The sequence below is a fragment of the Bradyrhizobium diazoefficiens genome (genome assembly GCF_016612535.1).
Lineage (GTDB): Bacteria > Pseudomonadota > Alphaproteobacteria > Rhizobiales > Xanthobacteraceae > Bradyrhizobium > Bradyrhizobium diazoefficiens_C.
Genome location: NZ_JAENXS010000001.1, coordinates 903,212 through 921,684, shown reverse-complemented (window position 1 = coordinate 921,684; position 18,473 = coordinate 903,212). Strand labels below are relative to the sequence as shown.

14 protein-coding genes are annotated in these 18,473 nt (G+C 65.1%); 7 read left to right on the top strand and 7 right to left on the bottom strand.

The annotated features are described in order from the left end of the window. Nucleotides 1-6: 6 nt before the first annotated feature. Nucleotides 7-3,312: a carboxyl transferase domain-containing protein gene (locus tag JJE66_RS04295; protein WP_200512856.1), complete on the top strand. Its 3,306-nt coding sequence runs from the start codon at nucleotides 7-9 to the stop codon at nucleotides 3,310-3,312. A gap of 95 nt (nucleotides 3,313-3,407) precedes the next feature. Continuing rightward, nucleotides 3,408-5,258: a sigma-54-dependent Fis family transcriptional regulator gene (locus JJE66_RS04290; protein ID WP_200512855.1), complete on the top strand. Its 1,851-nt coding sequence runs from the start codon at nucleotides 3,408-3,410 to the stop codon at nucleotides 5,256-5,258. Nucleotides 5,259-5,268: 10 nt separating this feature from the next. On the opposite strand, the gene JJE66_RS04285 is transcribed toward JJE66_RS04290, so the two are convergent. Together JJE66_RS04285 and JJE66_RS04280 are read right to left on the bottom strand one after the other, a co-directional pair. After that, on the bottom strand, nucleotides 5,269-5,823 hold the full coding sequence (locus JJE66_RS04285) for a flavin reductase family protein (protein WP_200512854.1): 555 nt from the start codon (nucleotides 5,821-5,823) through the stop codon (nucleotides 5,269-5,271). Nucleotides 5,824-5,881: 58 nt separating this feature from the next. After that, entirely contained in the window at nucleotides 5,882-6,979 is a 1,098-nt protein-coding gene (locus tag JJE66_RS04280) for an LLM class flavin-dependent oxidoreductase (RefSeq protein ID WP_200515268.1), read from the bottom strand. Between the two features lie 221 nt (nucleotides 6,980-7,200). Between JJE66_RS04280 and JJE66_RS04275 the strand changes: the two genes are divergently transcribed. From JJE66_RS04275 to poxB, 3 genes are all read left to right on the top strand, one after another. Beyond that, nucleotides 7,201-8,115, top strand: a complete 915-nt coding sequence (locus JJE66_RS04275; RefSeq protein WP_200512853.1) for a 2-dehydro-3-deoxygalactonokinase — start codon at nucleotides 7,201-7,203, stop codon at nucleotides 8,113-8,115. Nucleotides 8,116-8,128: 13 nt separating this feature from the next. Then, nucleotides 8,129-8,761: a 2-dehydro-3-deoxy-6-phosphogalactonate aldolase gene (locus JJE66_RS04270; RefSeq protein WP_200512852.1), complete on the top strand. Its 633-nt coding sequence runs from the start codon at nucleotides 8,129-8,131 to the stop codon at nucleotides 8,759-8,761. A gap of 80 nt (nucleotides 8,762-8,841) precedes the next feature. Next, entirely contained in the window at nucleotides 8,842-10,578 is a 1,737-nt protein-coding gene (gene poxB, locus JJE66_RS04265) for a ubiquinone-dependent pyruvate dehydrogenase (protein WP_200512851.1), read from the top strand. Nucleotides 10,579-10,642: 64 nt separating this feature from the next. Here the strand turns inward: poxB and JJE66_RS04260 are convergent, their stop codons facing one another. Further along, nucleotides 10,643-11,008 (bottom strand): hypothetical protein, encoded by a 366-nt coding sequence (locus tag JJE66_RS04260; RefSeq protein WP_200512850.1) that lies wholly within the window; start codon nucleotides 11,006-11,008, stop codon nucleotides 10,643-10,645. Nucleotides 11,009-11,075: 67 nt separating this feature from the next. Then, nucleotides 11,076-11,984, bottom strand: coding sequence for a PaaI family thioesterase (locus tag JJE66_RS04255; protein WP_200512849.1), 909 nt, complete (start codon nucleotides 11,982-11,984; stop codon nucleotides 11,076-11,078). 157 nt (nucleotides 11,985-12,141) lie between these two features. Between JJE66_RS04255 and JJE66_RS04250 the strand changes: the two genes are divergently transcribed. Together JJE66_RS04250 and JJE66_RS04245 are read left to right on the top strand one after the other, a co-directional pair. Beyond that, nucleotides 12,142-12,459 carry a hypothetical protein gene (locus JJE66_RS04250; RefSeq protein ID WP_200512848.1) on the top strand — a complete coding sequence of 106 codons (318 nt, stop codon included), beginning with the start codon at nucleotides 12,142-12,144 and terminating at the stop codon, nucleotides 12,457-12,459. A gap of 182 nt (nucleotides 12,460-12,641) precedes the next feature. Beyond that, on the top strand, nucleotides 12,642-13,868 hold the full coding sequence (locus tag JJE66_RS04245) for an LON peptidase substrate-binding domain-containing protein (protein WP_200512847.1): 1,227 nt from the start codon (nucleotides 12,642-12,644) through the stop codon (nucleotides 13,866-13,868). A gap of 5 nt (nucleotides 13,869-13,873) precedes the next feature. Here JJE66_RS04245 and JJE66_RS04240 read toward each other — a convergent pair whose 3' ends face one another. The 3 genes from JJE66_RS04240 to JJE66_RS04230 all read right to left on the bottom strand — a co-directional run bounded on the left by JJE66_RS04240 (nucleotide 13,874) and on the right by JJE66_RS04230 (nucleotide 18,402). After that, on the bottom strand, nucleotides 13,874-15,349 hold the full coding sequence (locus JJE66_RS04240; protein ID WP_200512846.1) for an amidase: 1,476 nt from the start codon (nucleotides 15,347-15,349) through the stop codon (nucleotides 13,874-13,876). 104 nt (nucleotides 15,350-15,453) lie between these two features. Then, nucleotides 15,454-16,602 carry a ring-opening amidohydrolase gene (locus JJE66_RS04235; protein ID WP_200512845.1) on the bottom strand — a complete coding sequence of 383 codons (1,149 nt, stop codon included), beginning with the start codon at nucleotides 16,600-16,602 and terminating at the stop codon, nucleotides 15,454-15,456. A 195-nt stretch (nucleotides 16,603-16,797) separates the two neighbouring features. Next, a complete protein-coding gene (locus JJE66_RS04230; RefSeq protein ID WP_200512844.1) occupies nucleotides 16,798-18,402 on the bottom strand; it encodes an IS1182 family transposase in 1,605 nt (534 codons plus the stop codon). Nucleotides 18,403-18,473: the final 71 nt, after the last annotated feature.

Below are 18,473 nucleotides of genomic sequence, written 5' to 3'. Positions count from 1 at the left end.
GATCTGATGTCGTTCAAAAAACTCCTGATCGCCAATCGCGGCGAGATCGCCATCCGCATCGCGCGCGCTGCGGCGGACGCCGGCATCGCCACGGTTGCGATCCACCCGGCCGATGACGCATTGTCGCTGCATGTGCGCGTTGCGGACGAGGCGGTCGAAATTCCCGGTCGCGGCGCGCGGGCCTATCTCGACATCGAAGCCGTGGTGAAGGCGGCGACGCGCGCCGGCTGCGATGCCGTGCATCCCGGCTATGGCTTCCTCAGCGAGAACGCGGCGTTCGCGAAAGCCTGCTCGGATGCGGGTGTTGCCTTCGTCGGGCCGAAGCCGGCTGCGCTGGAACTGTTCGGCGACAAGGTCGCGGCGCGGCAACTGGCTAAGCGTTGCGGCGTGCCGATCATCGCCGGCACCAGTGGTCCGTCCTCGCTCGAGGAGATCACCGCGTTCTTCACCTCGCTCGGCAGCCATGCGGCGATCGTGATCAAGGCGATGGCCGGCGGCGGCGGCCGCGGCATGCGCGCCGTCGAGAACGCAGCCGATCTCGCGGAGGCCTATGCGCGCTGCCAGTCCGAGGCCAAGGCCGCATTTGGCTTCGACGGCGTCTACGCCGAGCGGCTGATCCGGCAGGCCCGCCACATCGAGGTGCAGATCATCGGCGATCGTCACGGCGCGATCTCTCATCTCTGGGAGCGTGAATGCACCATCCAGCGCCGGCACCAGAAGCTGATCGAGGTGGCGCCGAGCCCGTCCCTGAGCGACGGTTTGCGCGGCCGTATCATCGAAGCGGCCAGGCAGCTGGCGACAGCCGCGGTTTACGACAATCTCGGCACGTTCGAGTTTCTCGTCGACGGCACTGCCGAGGACAGCTTTGCCTTCATCGAGGCCAATCCGCGGCTCCAGGTCGAGCACACCGTCACGGAAGAGGTGCTCGGCTTTGACCTTGTCCGCGCCCAGCTTGCGGTTGCCGCGGGCGCAACATTGGCCTCCCTTGGCCTGGCGCAGGGCTCGATCCCGAAGCCGCGCGGCTATGCCATGCAGCTCCGCGTCAACATGGAGACGCTGGACGAAACGGGTGCGACGCATCCGACCGGTGGCGTGCTCGCATTGTTCGAGCCGCCGTCAGGCCCCGGCGTCCGCGTCGATAGCTTTGGCTATGCCGGCTACAAGACCAGCGCGGCCTTCGACTCGCTGCTTGCAAAAGTCATCGTGCATACGCCGGGTAACGCCTGGCATGAGGTCGTGGCAAAAGCTTCGCGGAGCTTGCGCGAGTTCCGGATCGACGGCGTTGTCACCAACATCGCTTTCCTCCAGGCGGTGCTGGCGCACCCGGATTTCAGGATCAATCGCATCGCGACGGACTTCATCGATCGCAACATCGCAAAGCTGGTCGAGGCGGCCGATGGCGCGGCCAAGCCGCTGTATTTTGCCGCAGTTGAGCGAAGTGGCGCGCACGCCGCCGAGGCCCACGTCGCCCAAGTCGTACCTGAAGGCGCGGTGATGGTCGCTGCGCCCTTGCAAGGCACCATCGTCACCATTCAGGTCAAGCAAGGTGAGGTCGTGCGCCCGGGCCAGCAGCTCGCCGTGATCGAATCCATGAAGATGGAGCATCTGGTCATGGCCGAGCAGGGCGGCCGTGTCATGAAGCTCGTGGCCGGAGACGGCGTCACGCTGATGCATGGCGAGCCGATCCTCTATCTCGAACCGCTCGACGTCGCGGCCGATTCCTCGGCGGCGGAAGCCGCTGTCGATCTCGATCACGTCCGCCCGGACCTCGCCGAGCTGATCGCGCGCCAGGCCAACACGCTCGATGCGAACCGTCCGGCCTCGGTCGAGCGCCGCCGCAACACCAACCAGCGCACGGCGCGCGAGAATGTCGCGCAGCTCGTCGACGACGGTTCGTTCATGGAATACGGCAGCCTTGCGATCGCGGCGCAGCGGCGCCGGCGCAAGCTCGAGGATCTTATCAAGAATACGCCAGCCGATGGTCTTGTGATGGGCGTTGCCACCGTCAATGCAGAGAAGTTTGGCCCCGATGCCGCGCGCTGCATCGTCGTGGCCTATGACTACACCGTGCTCGCGGGCACCCAGGGCCACATGAACCATAAGAAGATCGACCGCATGCTCACGCTTGCGGAAGATTGGCGCGTGCCGCTGGTGTTTTATGCCGAGGGCGGCGGCGGCCGGCCCGGCGACACCGACCGCCTCGGCATGACCGGCCTCGACGGTCCGTCCTTCGTGCAGTTCGCAAGGCTCTCCGGCCTCGTGCCGGTGATCGGCGTCGTCTCCGGCTATTGCTTCGCCGGCAACGCCGCGATGCTCGGTTGCTGCGACGTCATCATCGCCACCAAGAATGCCTCGATCGGCATGGGCGGTCCCGCCATGATCGAGGGTGGCGGGCTTGGCGTCTATCATCCGGCCGAGGTCGGCCCGGTCTCATTCCAGTCGCCGAACGGCGTCATCGATATCCTGGTCGAGGACGAGGAAGAGGCAACGTCCGTCGCGCAAAAATACCTGTCCTATTTCCAGGGCGCGGTGACAAATTGGGAAGCCGCCGACCAGCGCCTGCTTCGTCGCGCCATCCCGGAGAACCGCCTGCGCGTCTACGATATCCGCACGGTAATCGACCTCGTTGCCGACAAGGACAGCGTGCTGGAGCTGCGCCGCGACTACGGCGTCGGCATGATCACCGCGCTGATCCGCATCGAGGGCAAGCCGTTTGGCCTGATCGCCAACAATCCGCGTCACCTCGGCGGCGCGATCGACGCGGACGCCGGTGACAAGGCCGCGCGCTTCCTCCAGCTCTGCGACGCCTTCGACTTACCCGTCGTCTCGCTGTGCGACACGCCCGGCTTCATGGTCGGCCCGGAAGCGGAGAAAACCGCGATCGTGCGCCACGTCTCGCGTATGTTCGTTACCGGCGCCAGCATCACCGTGCCCTTGTTCGGCATCGTGCTGCGCAAGGGCTATGGGCTGGGCGCGCAGTCGATGATCGGCGGCGGCTTCCATGCCTCGTTCTTCACGGCGGCCTGGCCGACCGGCGAGTTCGGCGGCATGGGTCTGGAAGGCTATGTCCGCCTCGGCTTCCGCAAGGAGATGGAGGCGGTCGCCGACCCCGCCGAGCGCGAGACCTATTACCGCAACAAGGTCGCCGAGCTCTACGCCAACGGCAAGGCGGTCTCGATCGCCTCGGTGTTCGAGATCGACAACGTGATCGACCCCGCCGAGACGCGGCGCTGGATCATGGCGGGCCTCCGCTCGGTGCCGAAGCCGCCCGTGCGGACGGAGAAGAAGCGGCCGTGTATCGACACGTGGTGAGGGCACTGCAGCAAGGCTTGCGTCCCGGTTCCCAATTGACATCCCCGCCTGTGGTGCCAGACTTTGCATAATAATACAGGGTGGAGACGTCCGCGATGGCCAGCCTTTCGGCCTCGAACCATGTCGCCCGTGTCTTGTCCGTCGCCAATCATGTGGCCGATGTCGACGCGGAGTCGCGGATCGCGACCTCCTGGCGGCGGTGTCTGATCGGCCACAAGCTCGACCCCGCCCGTCAGGGCCCACCGCAGACGCTGACCGAGGCCGAAGTCCGGCACGTTGTCGAGCCGATGGAAGAGACCATCCGGCTGCTGACGCCCGAGCTCGACGATCTCGCCCGCGTGCTGCGCGACGCCGGCTATTGCGTTAATCTCGCTGACGCGAATGCGACGATGCTGTTCAGCCGCCTGCCCGGTGAGGCCGACGCGCGGATGTTCATGGACTGGAAGATCTATACCGGATCGAACTTTGCCGAAACGTGCGAGGGCACCAACGGGCTCGGCACCTGCCTTGCCGAGCAAAAGCCGATCCTCGTGCATCGCGACGAACACTTTCGCGCGCAGTGGCACATGTTCTCCTGCGCGGTGGCACCGCTGTTCGATCAGGCCGGGCGTCTCGCCGGCGCGGTCAACATCACCTCCTGCCGCGAGGATCTCGAACGGGCCGCACATCAGCTTGCGCTGGCGGTGACGATGGAGGCGACGCGGCGGATGGAGGGTGCGATCTTCCGCGATCATTTTCGCGACGCCTGGATCGCGACCGTGCCGGGCGACGGCGGCAGCGGCCTGCTCGCCTATGACGACGACCATCGCATCGTCGGCGCCTGTCGTTCGGCGCGTGCATTGCTGGGCCTCACTGACGGCCTGATCGCATCCGGCATCGATCTGTCGCGCTACATCAAGCTCGATCATGCGCGCAACTCGGACGAAATCGTCGAGCTGCGCCGCGCCGATGGCCGCCCGCTCGGCCAGGGCCATGTCGCCGCGCCGCAGCGCGCAAAATCCGCCGCGCTACGCCGCGATGCCTCCGTCGATCGGTTCGATGCGTTGCATCGGCTCGCAGGCAATGATCCCGGCCTGGTCAAGAGCGTGAAGCGGCTTCGCAGCATCGGCGATCACAATCTGCCGGTGCTGCTGCATGGCGAGACCGGCGTCGGTAAGGACGTGTTCGCACGCGCCATTCACGCCGCGAGCAACCGGGCCCGCAACAATTATGTCGCGCTGAACTGCGCGGCGATGCCGGAAAGCCTGATCGATGCCGAGCTGTTCGGCTACGAGGCCGGCGCCTTCACCGGCGCGCGCCGCGACGGCTCGAAGGGCCTGATCGTGCAGGCCGACGGCGGCACGCTGTTTCTGGACGAGATCGGCGACATGCCGATCGCGCTCCAGACGCGGCTCTTGCGCGTGCTGGAGAACCGCGAGGTGTGGCCGCTCGGTGCGCTCAAGCCGGTGCCGGTTGACATCCGATTGATCAGCGCCACCCATCGCGATCTCGGCCGCATGGCCGAGGAGGGCGCCTTCCGCGCCGATCTCTATTTCCGCCTGCGCGGCATGGATGTGCGGCTGCCGGCCCTGCGCGAGCGTGCGGACAGGGATGATATCATCCGCCAGATCGCGCGCGAGGAGGCGCCGAACTGCCGCCTGTCGGATGAGGCCTGGTCGTTGCTCTCAGCCTATCCCTATCCCGGCAACATGCGCCAGCTCCGCCACGTGCTGCGGCTCGCCGGCTGCACGGCGGAGGAGGGTGTGATCACCGATGCCGACCTCGATCTGCCGCCGTTTGGCGGGAGGACGGTGGGAACCGATCTCGAAGCCGCCGAACGCGCGACGATCGTCGAGGCGCTGCGCAAACACGGCGGCCGCGTCACGGAGGCCGCCCGCGCGCTGAAGCTCAGTCGTGCCACGCTGTATCGGAAGATCAAGCAGCTGAAGATCGAGACTGCGCAGTAAGCGCTGTGCTTTACGAAAAGTCGCTCCAGCTCAGATGCCGCGAATCGAGGTCGCCGACTGAAACGGTGCCACGGATCTCGTGAGGCACGTGGAAACTGCTGCGCAGATACACCAGCGGTGCTGCTCCGTCGGAATGCGACGCACTGCGCACCTCGCCGACGAAGATCGAATGCGTCCTGGTCTCGAATTCCTGCGCCAGCACGCAGTCGAATGCCGCGACCGCATCCGTCAGCACCGGCGCGCCGGTCTCACCGCGCGTCCACTGGCCGAACGCAAAGCGGTCGTCGCCGTTGACGCCTTTCTGGCCGCTGAAGGTCAGCGCCAGCAGCGCGTGATCCTCGTGCAGAAAATTGATCGCGAAGGCGCCTTCCTCGCGGATGCGGGCATGCGCGCTGGCGTTGCGGTTGACGCAGACGATCAGCGACGGCGGATTGTCCGACAGCGAGCAGGCCGAGGTCACCGTCAGGCCGGTGCGCTTGCCGTGCTCGGCGCCGACCGTGACCAGTGCGACCGCGCCGGCGCATTGGCGCATCGCCTGCTTGAAATCCTTGGCGTCGACGCTCACGCGGAAATCTCCGAAAATCAATGCGGGTGCGGCAGGTTCGCGCCGCACCCGCATCGGGTCAAGCCGCCTTCTTCGCGGAGCCGAGATGCTTCAGGCGCGGCATCACTTCGTTCTTGAGCAGCGAGAGCGAGTGGTGCCAGGCTTCCGACTTGTGCTTGTAGTCGAAGCCGAACACGCAGAGCACGCCGAAGCCGCCGACCTCGTCATAGATCTTCTCGATCTTTTCGGCGACGGTCGCGGGCGAGCCGACGACCCAGTTCCGCTTGGCGCAATATTCGACGGTGACGTCGCTATCCGGCACGTCGGGGGTGTGCTTCAGATAGTCCTTGAAGCCGAAATGGCCGAGCAGCGGCAGGAAGTACTCGCCCATCATCCGGCCCATCATGTCGCCGGTCGAAAGCTTCCAGGCCTCCTCGTCGGTGTCGGCGACAAAGACTTCGCGCACCAGACGCCAGTCCGCGCGGTTCGGCTTGCGGCCGGTCTTGGCGGCCCCGATCTCGACGGAGTCCCAATGGCTGCCGACATAGGCCGGGTTGAGGTTGAGGCTCATCGGGATGAAGCCGCGCTCGCCCGCGAGCTTCAGGGTGTCCGAGTTCTTCGACAGCCCGGCAACGCCGATCGGCGGATGCGGCGCCTGCAACGGCTTGATGTGGGGTTTCAGGAAGTCGAACATCGTGTCCGGCTTGGTCACCGTCCAGAACTTGCCCTTGTGGGTAAAGGGCGCAGGATCGGACCAAAGCTTCAGGATGATCTCCAGCGCCTCCCGGGTCATGTCGCGGTTCTGCCCGCTCATGCCGTCGACGTTGAACATCGCCCAGTCGCTCGGTAGCCCCGATGCCGCGACGCCGAAATTGAGCCGGCCCTCGGAGAGATGGTCCAGCATCGCGACGCGGTTGGCGAGCTCCGCCGGGTGATGATAGGGCAGCAGGAAGCCGCCGGGTCCGATGCGGATCTTCTTGGTCTGCATCAAGGCCTGCGCGATCAGCAGGTCCGGCGTGGGATTGGGTTCCCAGGGCGCGGTATGGTGCTCGCCGATCCAGGCTTCCTGATAACCGAGCTCGTCGAGCCAGCGCAGGACCTGCAGGTCCCAATCGTGTCCTTCCTTCAGGCCGCACTCCGGCGGATGCGAAGGCATCGTGAAATAGCCGATCTCCATGGGTTTCCTCATCTGATGTTGACGCGTCTTGTCGCGCGTTCCGGGACGTAAACAGATCAGCTTCAGCAAGCGGTGTGCCAGCGCGTCCGGCGCCTCAGACCTGCGAGAAAAGGCTGGTTTAGGGGGGCAATAGCCGATATCCCGGGGCAGATTTGCGGGAAGCCCGTCTCATTGTCGCGAGACGGCGTCTTGGCCGTGAGACTTAAAGGATACGATTCGAAATGACCGAACCCGCTTTTGTCGCGGTGGACTGGGGCACCAGCAGTTTCCGGCTGTGGCTGGTCGATCACGCCGGCCAGGTGCTGACTGAGCGCCGCAGCGACGAGGGCATGATGGCGGCGGCCAAGGCCGGCTTTGCCGCCGTGCTGCAGTCGCACCTTGCCGCGATCGAAGCGCCCAATCATCTGCCCATTCTGGTCTGCGGCATGGCCGGCGCGCGCACCGGCTGGGTGGAGGCCGGCTATGTCGACACGCCGGCGCCGCTCGCTGCGCTCCTGAAGCAGGCGGCGCGTGTGCCGGGCGAGGCGCGCGACATCCGCATCCTGCCCGGCATCGCGCAGCGCGACACGAAAGCGCCGGACGTGATGCGCGGCGAGGAGACGCAGCTGCTCGGTGCGCTCGGCCTCGATGCCATGGGCGAGGCGCTGGTCTGTATGCCCGGCACCCACTCAAAATGGGTCCGGGTGAAGGACGGCACGGTCGAACATTTTTCGACGTTCATGACCGGTGAGCTCTTCAGCGTCGTGTCGCGCGAGACCATTTTGTCGCTCGCGGTCGCAGGCGCCGATGATTCCGAGGACGTCGCGAGCTTCAAGGCGGCGGTGAAAGCCGGCTACGAGGCGCCGGCCTTTGCCGCAAACCTCCTGTTCGGTGCGCGCTCGCGTCAGCTGCTGTTCGGCGGCACGCCGGCCGCGGCGCGCGAGACGCTGTCGGGCACGTTGATTGGCGTCGAGCTCGCGGCAGGCCTTTCCGGTGCGTTGCCGGAAGCCGGCATCACGCTGATCGCTTCGGGGCGGTTGGCGATGCTGTACCGGCTGGCCTTCGACGCGTTGTCGGTGGCTGTGAACCCGATCGATGCGGATGAAGCAGTGCGTCGCGGCCTGTCGATGGCCGCCGCGGCGATCTGGACCAAATGAGAGGACCTTTGCGATGACCGTTCCCTTTCCGCCGATGAAACGTCCGCTGGTCGCGATCCTGCGCGGCGTCAAGCCCGAGGAGACCGAGGCCATCGTCAGCGTGCTGATCGAGGCCGGCATGACCGCGATCGAGATTCCCCTGAACTCGCCGGACCCGTTCCGCTCGATCGGCACCGCCGTGAAGCTCGCACCGGCCGGCGTGCTGATCGGCGCCGGCACGGTGCTGGCCACCGCGGATGTCGATCGTCTCAACGACGTCGGCGGCACGCTGATGGTCTCGCCGAATGTCGATACGCAGGTGCTCGCGCGCGCGCACCAGTACGGCATGATCACGCTGCCCGGCGTGTTCTCGCCGACGGAAGCGCTGCTTGCGGCGCGTTCGGGCGCGTCGGGCCTGAAGTTCTTTCCGGCGGGCGTGCTCGGCGCATCCGGCATTGCCGCAATTCGCGCGGTGCTGCCGGCCGGCGTGATGATCGCCGCTGTCGGCGGCGTCTCCGACCAGAATTTTGCCGAATACATCAAGGGCGGCGTGACGGCGTTCGGGCTCGGTTCCAGCCTCTACAAGCCCGGCATGAATGCGGCGGATGTTGCCGATCGCGCAAAGGTGACAATCGCGGCCTATGATCGGGCAATTGCGAAAGACTGAAGCTGCAATAAACAAGCCGTGATGCCGTCACGGCCGGCTTCTATCCTATCTTGCGCTGCCGGCGAGATCAGGAGACCAACATGGCGATCAACAACATAGCCGATCTGTTCGTGGCAACGCTCGAGCAGGCCGGCGTCAAGCGCATCTACGGCATCGTCGGCGACAGCCTGAACGGCTTTACCGAGGCACTGCGCCGCCGCGGCACCATCGAATGGATTCACGTCCGCCACGAGGAGGTCGCGGCGTTCGCCGCCGCCGGCGAAGCCGAGATGACCGGGAGCCTTGCCGTGTGTGCAGGCTCCTGCGGCCCGGGTAATCTGCATCTGATCAACGGCCTGTTCGACGCGCATCGCAGCCGCGTTCCCGTGCTGGCGATCGCAGCGCAGATTCCGTCGGCCGAGATCGGCGGCGGCTATTTTCAGGAAACCCATCCGCAAAACCTGTTTCGCGAATGCAGCCATTATTGCGAGCTGATCTCGGATCCGAGCCAGCTTCCCTTCGTGCTGGAGAACGCGATCCGCGCAGCGGTCGGCCTGCGCGGCGTCGCCGTCATCGCCATGCCCGGAGATGTCGCCTTCCGCGCGCCGCCGAAGCGCGCGATCTCGACGAATCGCGGGCTCGCGCTCGCCGCACCGAAGGTCGTGCCGCAGGCCGACGAGCTGAAGGCGCTCGCGGATCTCCTCAACGGCGCCGAGCGCATCACCCTGTTCTGCGGCCGCGGTTGCGCCGGCGCACATGCGCCGCTGATGCAGCTTGCGGAAGCGCTGAAGAGCCCGATCGTGCATGCGCTCGGCGGCAAGGAACACGTCGAATACGATAATCCCTACGATGTCGGCATGACCGGCTTCATCGGCTTTTCCTCGGGCTATGCCGCCATGCACGCCTGCGACGCGCTGGTGATGCTCGGGACTGATTTCCCCTACAAGCAGTTCTTCCCGACCGACTGCCAGGTCGCGCAGGTCGATATTCGGCCGGAGAATCTCGGCCGGCGTTGCCGGATCGATCTCGGCCTTGTCGGCGACGTCAAGGCAACCATCGAGGCGCTGCTGCCGCTGCTCAAGACCAAGACGCAGCGCAAGCATCTCGACGACGCGGTCGCGCATTACAAGAAGGCGCGGGAGGGGCTGGACTCGCTCGCCAAGGGCACGCCCGGAGCCAAGCCGATCCATCCGCAATATCTCGCAAAAGTCATCAGCGATCATGCAGCCGACGATGCCGCGTTCACCGCCGATGTCGGCACGCCCACGGTGTGGGCGGCGCGCTATCTCGACATGAACGGCCGCCGCCGGCTGATCGGCTCGTTCGTGCATGGCTCGATGGCCAACGCCATGCCGCAGGCGATCGGCGCGCAGGCCTCGCAGCCCGGCCGTCAGGTGATCTCGCTCTCCGGTGACGGCGGCTTCACCATGCTGATGGGCGATCTGATCACGCTGACGCAGATGAAGCTGCCGGTGAAAGTGGTCGTCTTCAACAACGGCGTGCTCGGCTTCGTCGCGCTGGAGATGAAGGCCGCCGGCTTCGTCGACACCAATGTCGATCTGGAAAATCCAGACTTCGCCGCGATGGCGCGCGCGATGGGCATCTTTGCCAGGCGCGTCGAGGACCCCGGTGAGCTCCCGGGCGCGATGAAGGAGATGCTGGCCCATAACGGCCCGGCACTGCTCGACGTCGTCACCGCCAAGCAGGAGCTGTCGATGCCGCCGACCATCACGACCGAGCAGGTCAAGGGCTTTAGCCTCTGGGTGATACGCGCGGTGATGAACGGCCGCGGCGACGAGGTGCTCGATCTCGCGAAGACGAATCTGCTGCCGCGCTAATTTCGGCTGAGGGCGTTTGCTTCACCTCTCCCCAACGGGGAGAGGTAACTCCGACTGCGCTTCCTCAGCCCCGCTTCGCTGACGGCACGGGCAGCCGTTCGTGGCGGCGCTGGAAGCGCTGCCAGTGCAGCACGATGCCGATCAGCAGGGCCGGGATGAAGCCGAGCACGATCAGGAAATGCGGCAGCTCAGTCGGTGAGATGAATGCCATGGCGATGTCGGAGATGATCCACAACGCGGCAAACATCACGGCGAAATCCGTCCGCGGGCAACGGAGATAATAGAATACGGCGGTGATGACGATGGCGGGGCCGATCGCAATGCCGATCATGACCGCCGTCAGCTCCTTCGGCGTCAGCGCGTCGAGCACCATCGACGCCAGCAGCCAGAGCGCGGCGAACATGGCAACGATGTCAAGCGGATGCCGCAACCCAATACCTCTCGCGGGGAACGCGCTATCGTTGTGGCCGGAACTGCGGCCGTCAAGTAAAATACGCCTATTCCTCGTCGTTTCCAGGCGTCGGGCGCAGCATGAAATGACCGAAGGCAGAGGCGATCGGCTTGTCCGGATCGTCCTGCCAGGCCCGCGCCTCGAACGCGACGATACGCCGGCCCTGTTTCACGATCGAGACATTGGCAATGGTGTCCAGCGCACGGCCGGAGCGCAGATAGTTGATCGTTAACCCGATCGGCTTGGGCAGCGTCGCGATGCCGAGCTCGCGCCGCACGCCGAGGATCGCGGTGGTCTCGAGGAAGGCGCCGGTCATGCCGCCGTGGATCGCGGGGAGGATCGGGTTGCCGATGATCTTTGGCGAGAACGGCATCGTCAGCGTGCCGTCGTCGTTGACGCGAATGCCGAGACAGCGCGCGAACGGGCTGTTGGCGAACGGGCCGTCCGGATCCTCCGGCGCCTCCAGCGTCGGAATGCTGCGCGACTCCATCCTGCGGTCCGCAAGCATGTTGGTGCGGTTGGCGCCGATCATGAAGCAGGCTGTCGCGGTCGCCACCGGATCATCCTCGGAGTCCTGGTAGGCCGTGGAGCGCACGAAGGCGATCGAGCGGGTGGTGCGGGTGCAGACCGAATGCGCCTTGATGGCGAGGCCGGGCGTCGCCGGTTTCTGGTAGTCGATGCGCAAATCGAGCGTCGCGATCGCGCTGGTGCCGTCGAGCGCGAGCTGCACTGCCATGCCGCAGCTCTCGTCCAGCATCGCGGTGACGACGCCGCCATGCAGCACGCCGGTCTCGGTGTCGCCGACGAAGACCGGCCGATAGGGCAGGCTCGACCAGGCCTCGCCCGGCGCGAACCGGTCGAGCTGGAGCCCGCTGATATGGCCGTAATCGGAGCGGCGGCCCTTGATGGCCTCGGCGAGTTCCTCGAAGGGAAGCGCGGACGGTGATGTGGACATGGTGACGTTCTAGACCAGTGCCGTGCGCCGCGCAAAACCCGCATGCGTCGCCGGACAGTGGGTCTGCAAGGTCGGCTTGCAAGCCCGGTTTGGCCTCGACAGGGCCGGCCGAAGCAACGATGGTGGGCGTCCGTTCCCTGCCCGCGAGGAGTATTCCATGGCTGACCCCGAAACACCTGCCGCCAACCAGGGGCCCGTCACCATTTCGAGCTCCAGCTCCGAGCGGGCGCCGATCATCTATTTCGACGGGGCCTCCTGCTTCGGCCATCATAACGGTGCCATCCAGATCGAGCTCGCCGCGAACCTGCTGCTGCCGGTCGGCGCCGCCGTCAGGGTCGACGTGGTCCAGACCGCGCATCTGCGCTGCAGCCCGGCCGCGGCGCTCGCCTTGCGCGAAGCGCTCGATAAGGCGCTCGCAATGTTGAAGCTAGGGCAGCAGCAGCCGATGGAGGCGATCCCGGCGATGAAGAATTGAGATCGCGATTGACAGCCATTTGTCTTTGCGCCACCTTTTACGCAGGTTGATACGACCTGCCGGTTGCCCCCTCGTGGAATGGTGAACGTATCGAGCCCTGATCGGCTTCCCTTTGCCCGAGCGACCGGGTCAGCAACGCAACCACCTGACACTCCTGGATCGCTCATGCAGAGGACCAACCGATGCGCGATTTTCGCGATGCCAAGGCCATGGCGCAGACCCTGCGCGAATCCCTGACCACCAAGACCGTCACCATCAGTCACAGCGAGAGCCTCGAACTGGTGTCGAGGATGCTCGGCGTTGCCGACTGGAACACGTTGTCGGCCCTGCTTCACGCCGAGCGCCGTGACACGGCTGTGCCGATTGCACAGTTGAAGACGACAACGGCGGTCTATCCGGCCATTCCGTTGCGCGATCTCGTTCCATTTCCGAACGCGACCTACCCGCTGTACGTGGCACGCGAGAAAACGGTCCAGGCCCTGAACCAGGCGTTTGAAGGCGGTCGGGAGGTCGTGGTGGCGATCCAGCGAGAGGCGACCGTCGATGAGCCTCGTCTTGCGGATGTGTACGAGATCGGCATCCTGGCCCAGCTGCTCGAACTCGAACCGCTCGGCGACGGCACGCTCAGGGTGCTGACGCGTGGACTTCGACGTGTTGCGCTACGCAGCTTTGCCGCCGAAACGGTCGCCTATCAGGCCGAAGTCGCTGACGTCGCCGAGGGAGCGGTCCGCGATGCGCGGGATCTGATCCGACGGATCTATCAGCGCTTTCAGGATTACACGGCGGCGCACGGAATTCTGGTGCCTGACATCTGGCTGTTCTTCGATCAGACCCGTGATCCCGGACAGATCGCTGATATCGTTGCGACGAGGATGAAGTTGCCGGTCAGGGACAAATACGAGCTGTTGGCGACGCTTGATCCCGTGAACCGGCTCGAACGCATCGAAGCATTGCTCGACCTGCCGCAGCGCCCGGTTTCAGCAAATTACGCGGTCACGCTACGGAAGGCGCTCAATCACGCTGATCGGCGTCACCATCAATACGCAACGCTTGAGCATCTGCTACTCGCCCTGATCGATGATGCGGAAGCATCCGCTGTGATGCGGGACTGCGACGCCGATCTCGCGGGCCTGAGGCAGGGCCTCGTGCAATATCTCGACAACGATCTCAAACATATCGTAACCGAGGTCGGTGGCGCCGAGCCCACGGCGGCATTCAATCGCGTCGATCAGCGCGCCGCGCTCCACGCCCAGGAGGTGGGTTACACCGCCGTGACCGGCGCGAGCGCACTAATTGCCCTGTTTCCGGAAACGCGAAGTCCTGCGGCGCGTCTGCTCGCAGAACATGGCGTCTCGCGCGGGCGTGCTGACAAGGCGATTGTACGGATGGCCGGCAAAGACAAAGGCTAGCGCAGCTACGCCTTGGTCACGTGGACCTTCGGCGTCTTCCCGCCATTCCACTTGCCTTCGAGCGCGCGCTCGATCTGGGCGGCGAGCTGCAGCAGCAGGCCGTCATTGGCCTGCTTCCCGATCGCCTGGATACCGAGCGGCAGGCCGTGGTCTTGTGCCGCCATCGGCATCGAGATCGCCGGCATGCCGCAGAGATTGGCGAGCGGCGTGAATGCGAAGAAGCGCCAGAGATTGCCGAACCAGTCGAGCACGTCGGGATTGTCGGAGATGGTGAGATATTCCTTGGTGCCGACCTTCGGCGTCGGCAGCGCGGTGATCGGCGTCAGGATCACGTCCCACTGCTCGAAGAAGCTGCCGAAGGCACGCGAGGTCGTGTTGAACACGCCTTGCATCTTCGCCCGATCGGCGAAGCTGGTGTGCCGGCCGGCTTCCCAGATCCGGATGTTCATCGGTTCGATCAGATCTTCCGGCGGCCGCTCCAGCCCGCGCGCGGCCAGCATGTTGGAGATCACCACCGAAAAATTCGAGATGTAGCAGGTGGTCTGCGCCGCGAAGGCGGCGCGGAAATCGAGCTCGGGCAGCGCGTAGTCGACGTGATGGCCGAGGCCTTCGAGGAAGCGGCCGGTCTTCTCGAGCTCGGCTGCGATCTCAGGCGTTGCGGTGTAGTCGCCCCAGGTGTGGGACAGCGCGATGCGAAGTTTCGACGGATCGCGCTTGATCATCTCGGAGTATGGCTGCGCCGTGGTCCAGAACGGCATGAACTCGCCGGGCGCGGGCCCGCGGGCGTGGTCGACGAAGGCTGCCGTGTCGCGCACCGAGCGCGACTGGCAGCCCTGGATCGAGACCAGGCCAGTGAGATCGGACATGTGCGGCGCCAGCGAGAACACGCCGCGCGAGACCTTCAGCCCGATATTGCCGTTGACGCCGGCGGGAATGCGGATCGAGCCGCCGCCGTCGGTCGCGTGGGCGATTGGCACCACGCCGGCCGCAACCATCGCGGCGCTGCCTGCCGACGAGCCGCAGGTGGTGTAGTCGGTGTTCCAGGGATTGCGGGTGACATAGACCGCCGGATTGTCGGCCGAGCTGCAGACGCCGAATTCCGGCGTCGTGGTGCGCCCGATCAGGTTGAGGCCGGCCTGGCGGAGTTTGCCGGTCAGGAAGGTGTCGGCGCTCGCGCGATTGCCGCGCATCAGCAGCGAGCCCATCTCCTGGAGCCGGCCTTTCATGGTCGGACCCAGATCCTTCATCAGGAAGGGCAGGCCGGCGAACGGGCCGGCGAGATTGGCACCGTCCCTGGCGGGATCGGCGATCACGTCATCGAACAGCTCGACGACGCCCGACAGCGCCGGATTGACCTTGGCAACGGCGGCTGCGGCCTGCCGTGCCAGGTCCTTTGCCGTCAGCTCGCCCTTGCGGACTCGCGCCGCCAGGCCAACGCCATCGTGCTGCGCCCATTCATTCCAGCTCATCGGCAAAGTCATGAAGTCCAATCCTCAAGGTGCAGCGTCACCTTTTTCGCAAGGGCGCGGGTGAATCAACTGAGCCGGCGCGAAGGGCAGGGTTGCACCGGGCGGAGGGGTCCGCGTCAGTAAGACAGTCGCGCGATCACCGCAACCGGGCCGCCGCCAGCCGGCCCCTGATGCTCGGCACCGCCGGAGACGTAGACTGCGCCGCTCCCGGCAAGGCCGGCGATCAAGCCGCCGACCGCGGCGCGGGCATGGCGTGTCGAGCTGATGTCGGTGTCTTCCAGCATGGTGTGGCGGTAGCCGCGCACGGTGCCATCAGGCGAAGCTTCGGCTTTGGCGAAGATGTTGACGAGCTCGCGGCCAGCGGCAGCTTGCGGGGCGATGCCAGGATCAACACCAAGATCCACACCAAGATCCACACCAAGGCCAACACTCTTCATCGCTGATACCACCGCAGGCGCGTCGATCGCGTCGCTCATCACGGCATGCCCGATCTCGAATTCGCTCACGGATGCGTCCGAATTACCGAGCACGATGACGACATTGTGCATCAGCTCGATCCCTGATGAGGTCGAGGCGACGTTCGAGAACAAATCGTAGCGCCGCAGCACGTCCTCGTCACGGATGTCGGAGGTAACCTCGCCGAGCGCGACCGCAACGCCGAGCGCGGAGGCGCCGCGCGAATAGGCCATCGAGCTGTAGGCGCTGGTCGTCGCGGTCTTGTTGCCGCGCATTGTCGCCGCCTCGATACGCTCGCTGGTCAGCAGCGGGCACTTGATCTGGACGAAATGGACATCAGTGGCATCGCTGATGCCGGCCTCTTCCATTGCGGCCTTCACCGCCTTGGCGGTCTCGGCGATCTGCGCGGAGCGGCCGAGCTCCTCAGGCAGGAAATCGCGGGTCTGCGCCATGCCGATGCTCAGGCGCTTGCCGGAGATACCGGCGGGCGGCCTCTCAACCTCGTAGCGTGTGAACACCGCGATGTGCGGGCTGAGCACGCCCTCGGTCCCGCCCGATATCACGAAGGCGATGCGCTGCTCGACCTCATGCGGCGTCAGGCCGAGCTTTGGCGCCAGCGCCGTGCACAGCGCGGCGACCGCATATTCCCGGGTGAAGTCGTTGACGCCGCCATTGCCCTCGGTCTTGCCGAGGATCGCCAGGATGGATGCCGGATCGATGGTGCCGGACCTGATCAGGCTCATGAGGCCGGAGACGTCGCCGGGGCCCCTGGTGGCGACCTTGAAGACGCCGACCGATGAAGTGCGCATTGATAGTCCTCAGAGTTCGGTGGTCCGGCGGAGCAAACAGCCGTGGAAGCGGGCCGGATGTCAAGCCGCAAGCCGTAGCCCGGATGGAGCGAAGCGCAATCCGCGGTGGCGTCCCCGCATTCCGCTTCGCTTCATACGGGTTACAAGGGATTGCGTTGCCCGAAGAGACTGAGCAAGAACTACTAATTATCGAAGTCAGGCCAGCGTGGGCCGGCTGACTGCGAGGGGAAGCTCTATATTTGTCCAGAGAGCGGCTAGAGCAACCTGGATGCACGTCAAAAGGGCTACGCGGGTCCATCGGCAAGTAGCACGCGTCTTTGCGAGCGCGGCCAGAAGCCCGTCGAACCCAAGAATGTTGAGCACGCGGGTGAAATTGTAGCAGAGCGCCATCAGACTCCACTCGCCGCGGACCTTGTCGAGGCCGCGGACCAGGAAATGACGATAGCCGGCACGGCATTTGAGCGTGCCAAACGGATGTTCGACGATGCCAAAACGACGGCGCATCAGCTCGCCCGCGCCCTGCATCCGCGCGCGATGACGTTCGAGAACGTCTTCATGCTCCCAGCGACCTATCGTCCGGTAAGCCGCGTTCGAGCCGAGGCAACGGACCTTGAGCGGGCAGGTCCTGCAGATCGCCCCGCGCGCCGCGTAGCGGATCTCGATGCGGCCACTGGTGTTCTCCTGCCTGCTCTTCATCGGATGTAGCTGATGGCCGCCGGGACAATGATAGGTGTCGGATGCGCCATCATAGTTGAAGTCCTTGAGGGCGAAGCGGCCTTGCTTTTCGAGCCGGGCGTTGCCCTCCGGCACCGGCACATAGGCCGTGATGCCATCGTCCTCACAGGCCTTCAGTTCGCGACTGCTGTAATAGCCCTCATCTGCCAGCGCCTGCAGGGTCTTGACCTCGAGGGCTTCCTTTGCCGCCATGGCCATCGCATGGAGCTGGCCGACATCGCTGCTGTCGTTCACCACCTCGCTGGCGACAATGAGCTTGTGCTTGTCGTCGACGGCGGTCTGCACGTTATAGCCTGCGACCCCCTGGCCGCTCTTGACCAGAAGCCGGGCATCCGGATCGGTCAGGGACAACTGCGTCTGGCCATTCTCTTCCAACCGAGCAAGATCGGCTTGTGCGCGCGAGCGCTTCGCCATCAGTGCCGCGACCTTCGCCCCGATGTCGCCGCCATCTTCACCGCCGCCATCGGGCCCATCCTTGACCGCCTTCTTGGCTTCCGCGGCGTCATTGTCCTCAAGGGACTTGCCGTAAGCCTCGATCTCCTGGTCAAGCTTTGCGATCTGATCGGCAAGCCTCTTGCGCGTAAAGATGCTGGCCTTGCTGGCGTCACCATGGAAGAACGAGCCGTCAATCGCAACAACGCTGCCGCCGACAAGACCGAGTTCGCGCATCAGCAGCACGAAGCTGCGGTTGGCCGCCTTCAGAGCCGCCCAGTTCTCCTTGCGGAAGTTGCCGATCGTCCGATAACCCGGCTTCAGATTCTTCAGCAGCCAGATCAGTTCCAGATTGCGGCAGGCCTCCCGCTCCAACCGACGCGACGACCTGATTCGGTTGATGTAGCCGTAAAGGTAGAGCTTCAGCAGATCGGCCGGATCGTACGGCGGCTGGCCGACCTCTTCAGCCTTGCGCTCAGCATGGCGAAAGCCGAGCTTGGCAAGGTCGAGGACACGAACGAAGCTCTCGATCGCCCGGACCGGGTTGTCCGCCCCGACATAGTCCTCAATCCGGGCAGGAAGCAGACTGGCCTGGTCGCGGCTCTCGCCGGTCTTGAATGTGCGATTCGTCATGAACAGAATCGTACATCAACTCCCCAAAATGACGAGTTCTTGCTCAGTCTCGTCGGGCAAAACACCCAATC

Coding starts and splice junctions, on each gene's coding strand:
- JJE66_RS04295 (WP_200512856.1), top strand. CDS start 7: ATGTCGTTCAAAAAACTCCTGATCGCCAATCGCGGCGAGATCGCCATC.
- JJE66_RS04290 (WP_200512855.1), top strand. CDS start 3,408: ATGGCCAGCCTTTCGGCCTCGAACCATGTCGCCCGTGTCTTGTCCGTC.
- JJE66_RS04280 (WP_200515268.1), bottom strand. CDS start 6,979: ATGGAGATCGGCTATTTCACGATGCCTTCGCATCCGCCGGAGTGCGGC.
- JJE66_RS04275 (WP_200512853.1), top strand. CDS start 7,201: ATGACCGAACCCGCTTTTGTCGCGGTGGACTGGGGCACCAGCAGTTTC.
- JJE66_RS04270 (WP_200512852.1), top strand. CDS start 8,129: ATGACCGTTCCCTTTCCGCCGATGAAACGTCCGCTGGTCGCGATCCTG.
- poxB (WP_200512851.1), top strand. CDS start 8,842: ATGGCGATCAACAACATAGCCGATCTGTTCGTGGCAACGCTCGAGCAG.
- JJE66_RS04255 (WP_200512849.1), bottom strand. CDS start 11,984: ATGTCCACATCACCGTCCGCGCTTCCCTTCGAGGAACTCGCCGAGGCC.
- JJE66_RS04250 (WP_200512848.1), top strand. CDS start 12,142: ATGGCTGACCCCGAAACACCTGCCGCCAACCAGGGGCCCGTCACCATT.
- JJE66_RS04245 (WP_200512847.1), top strand. CDS start 12,642: ATGCGCGATTTTCGCGATGCCAAGGCCATGGCGCAGACCCTGCGCGAA.
- JJE66_RS04240 (WP_200512846.1), bottom strand. CDS start 15,349: ATGACTTTGCCGATGAGCTGGAATGAATGGGCGCAGCACGATGGCGTT.
- JJE66_RS04235 (WP_200512845.1), bottom strand. CDS start 16,602: ATGCGCACTTCATCGGTCGGCGTCTTCAAGGTCGCCACCAGGGGCCCC.
- JJE66_RS04230 (WP_200512844.1), bottom strand. CDS start 18,402: ATGACGAATCGCACATTCAAGACCGGCGAGAGCCGCGACCAGGCCAGT.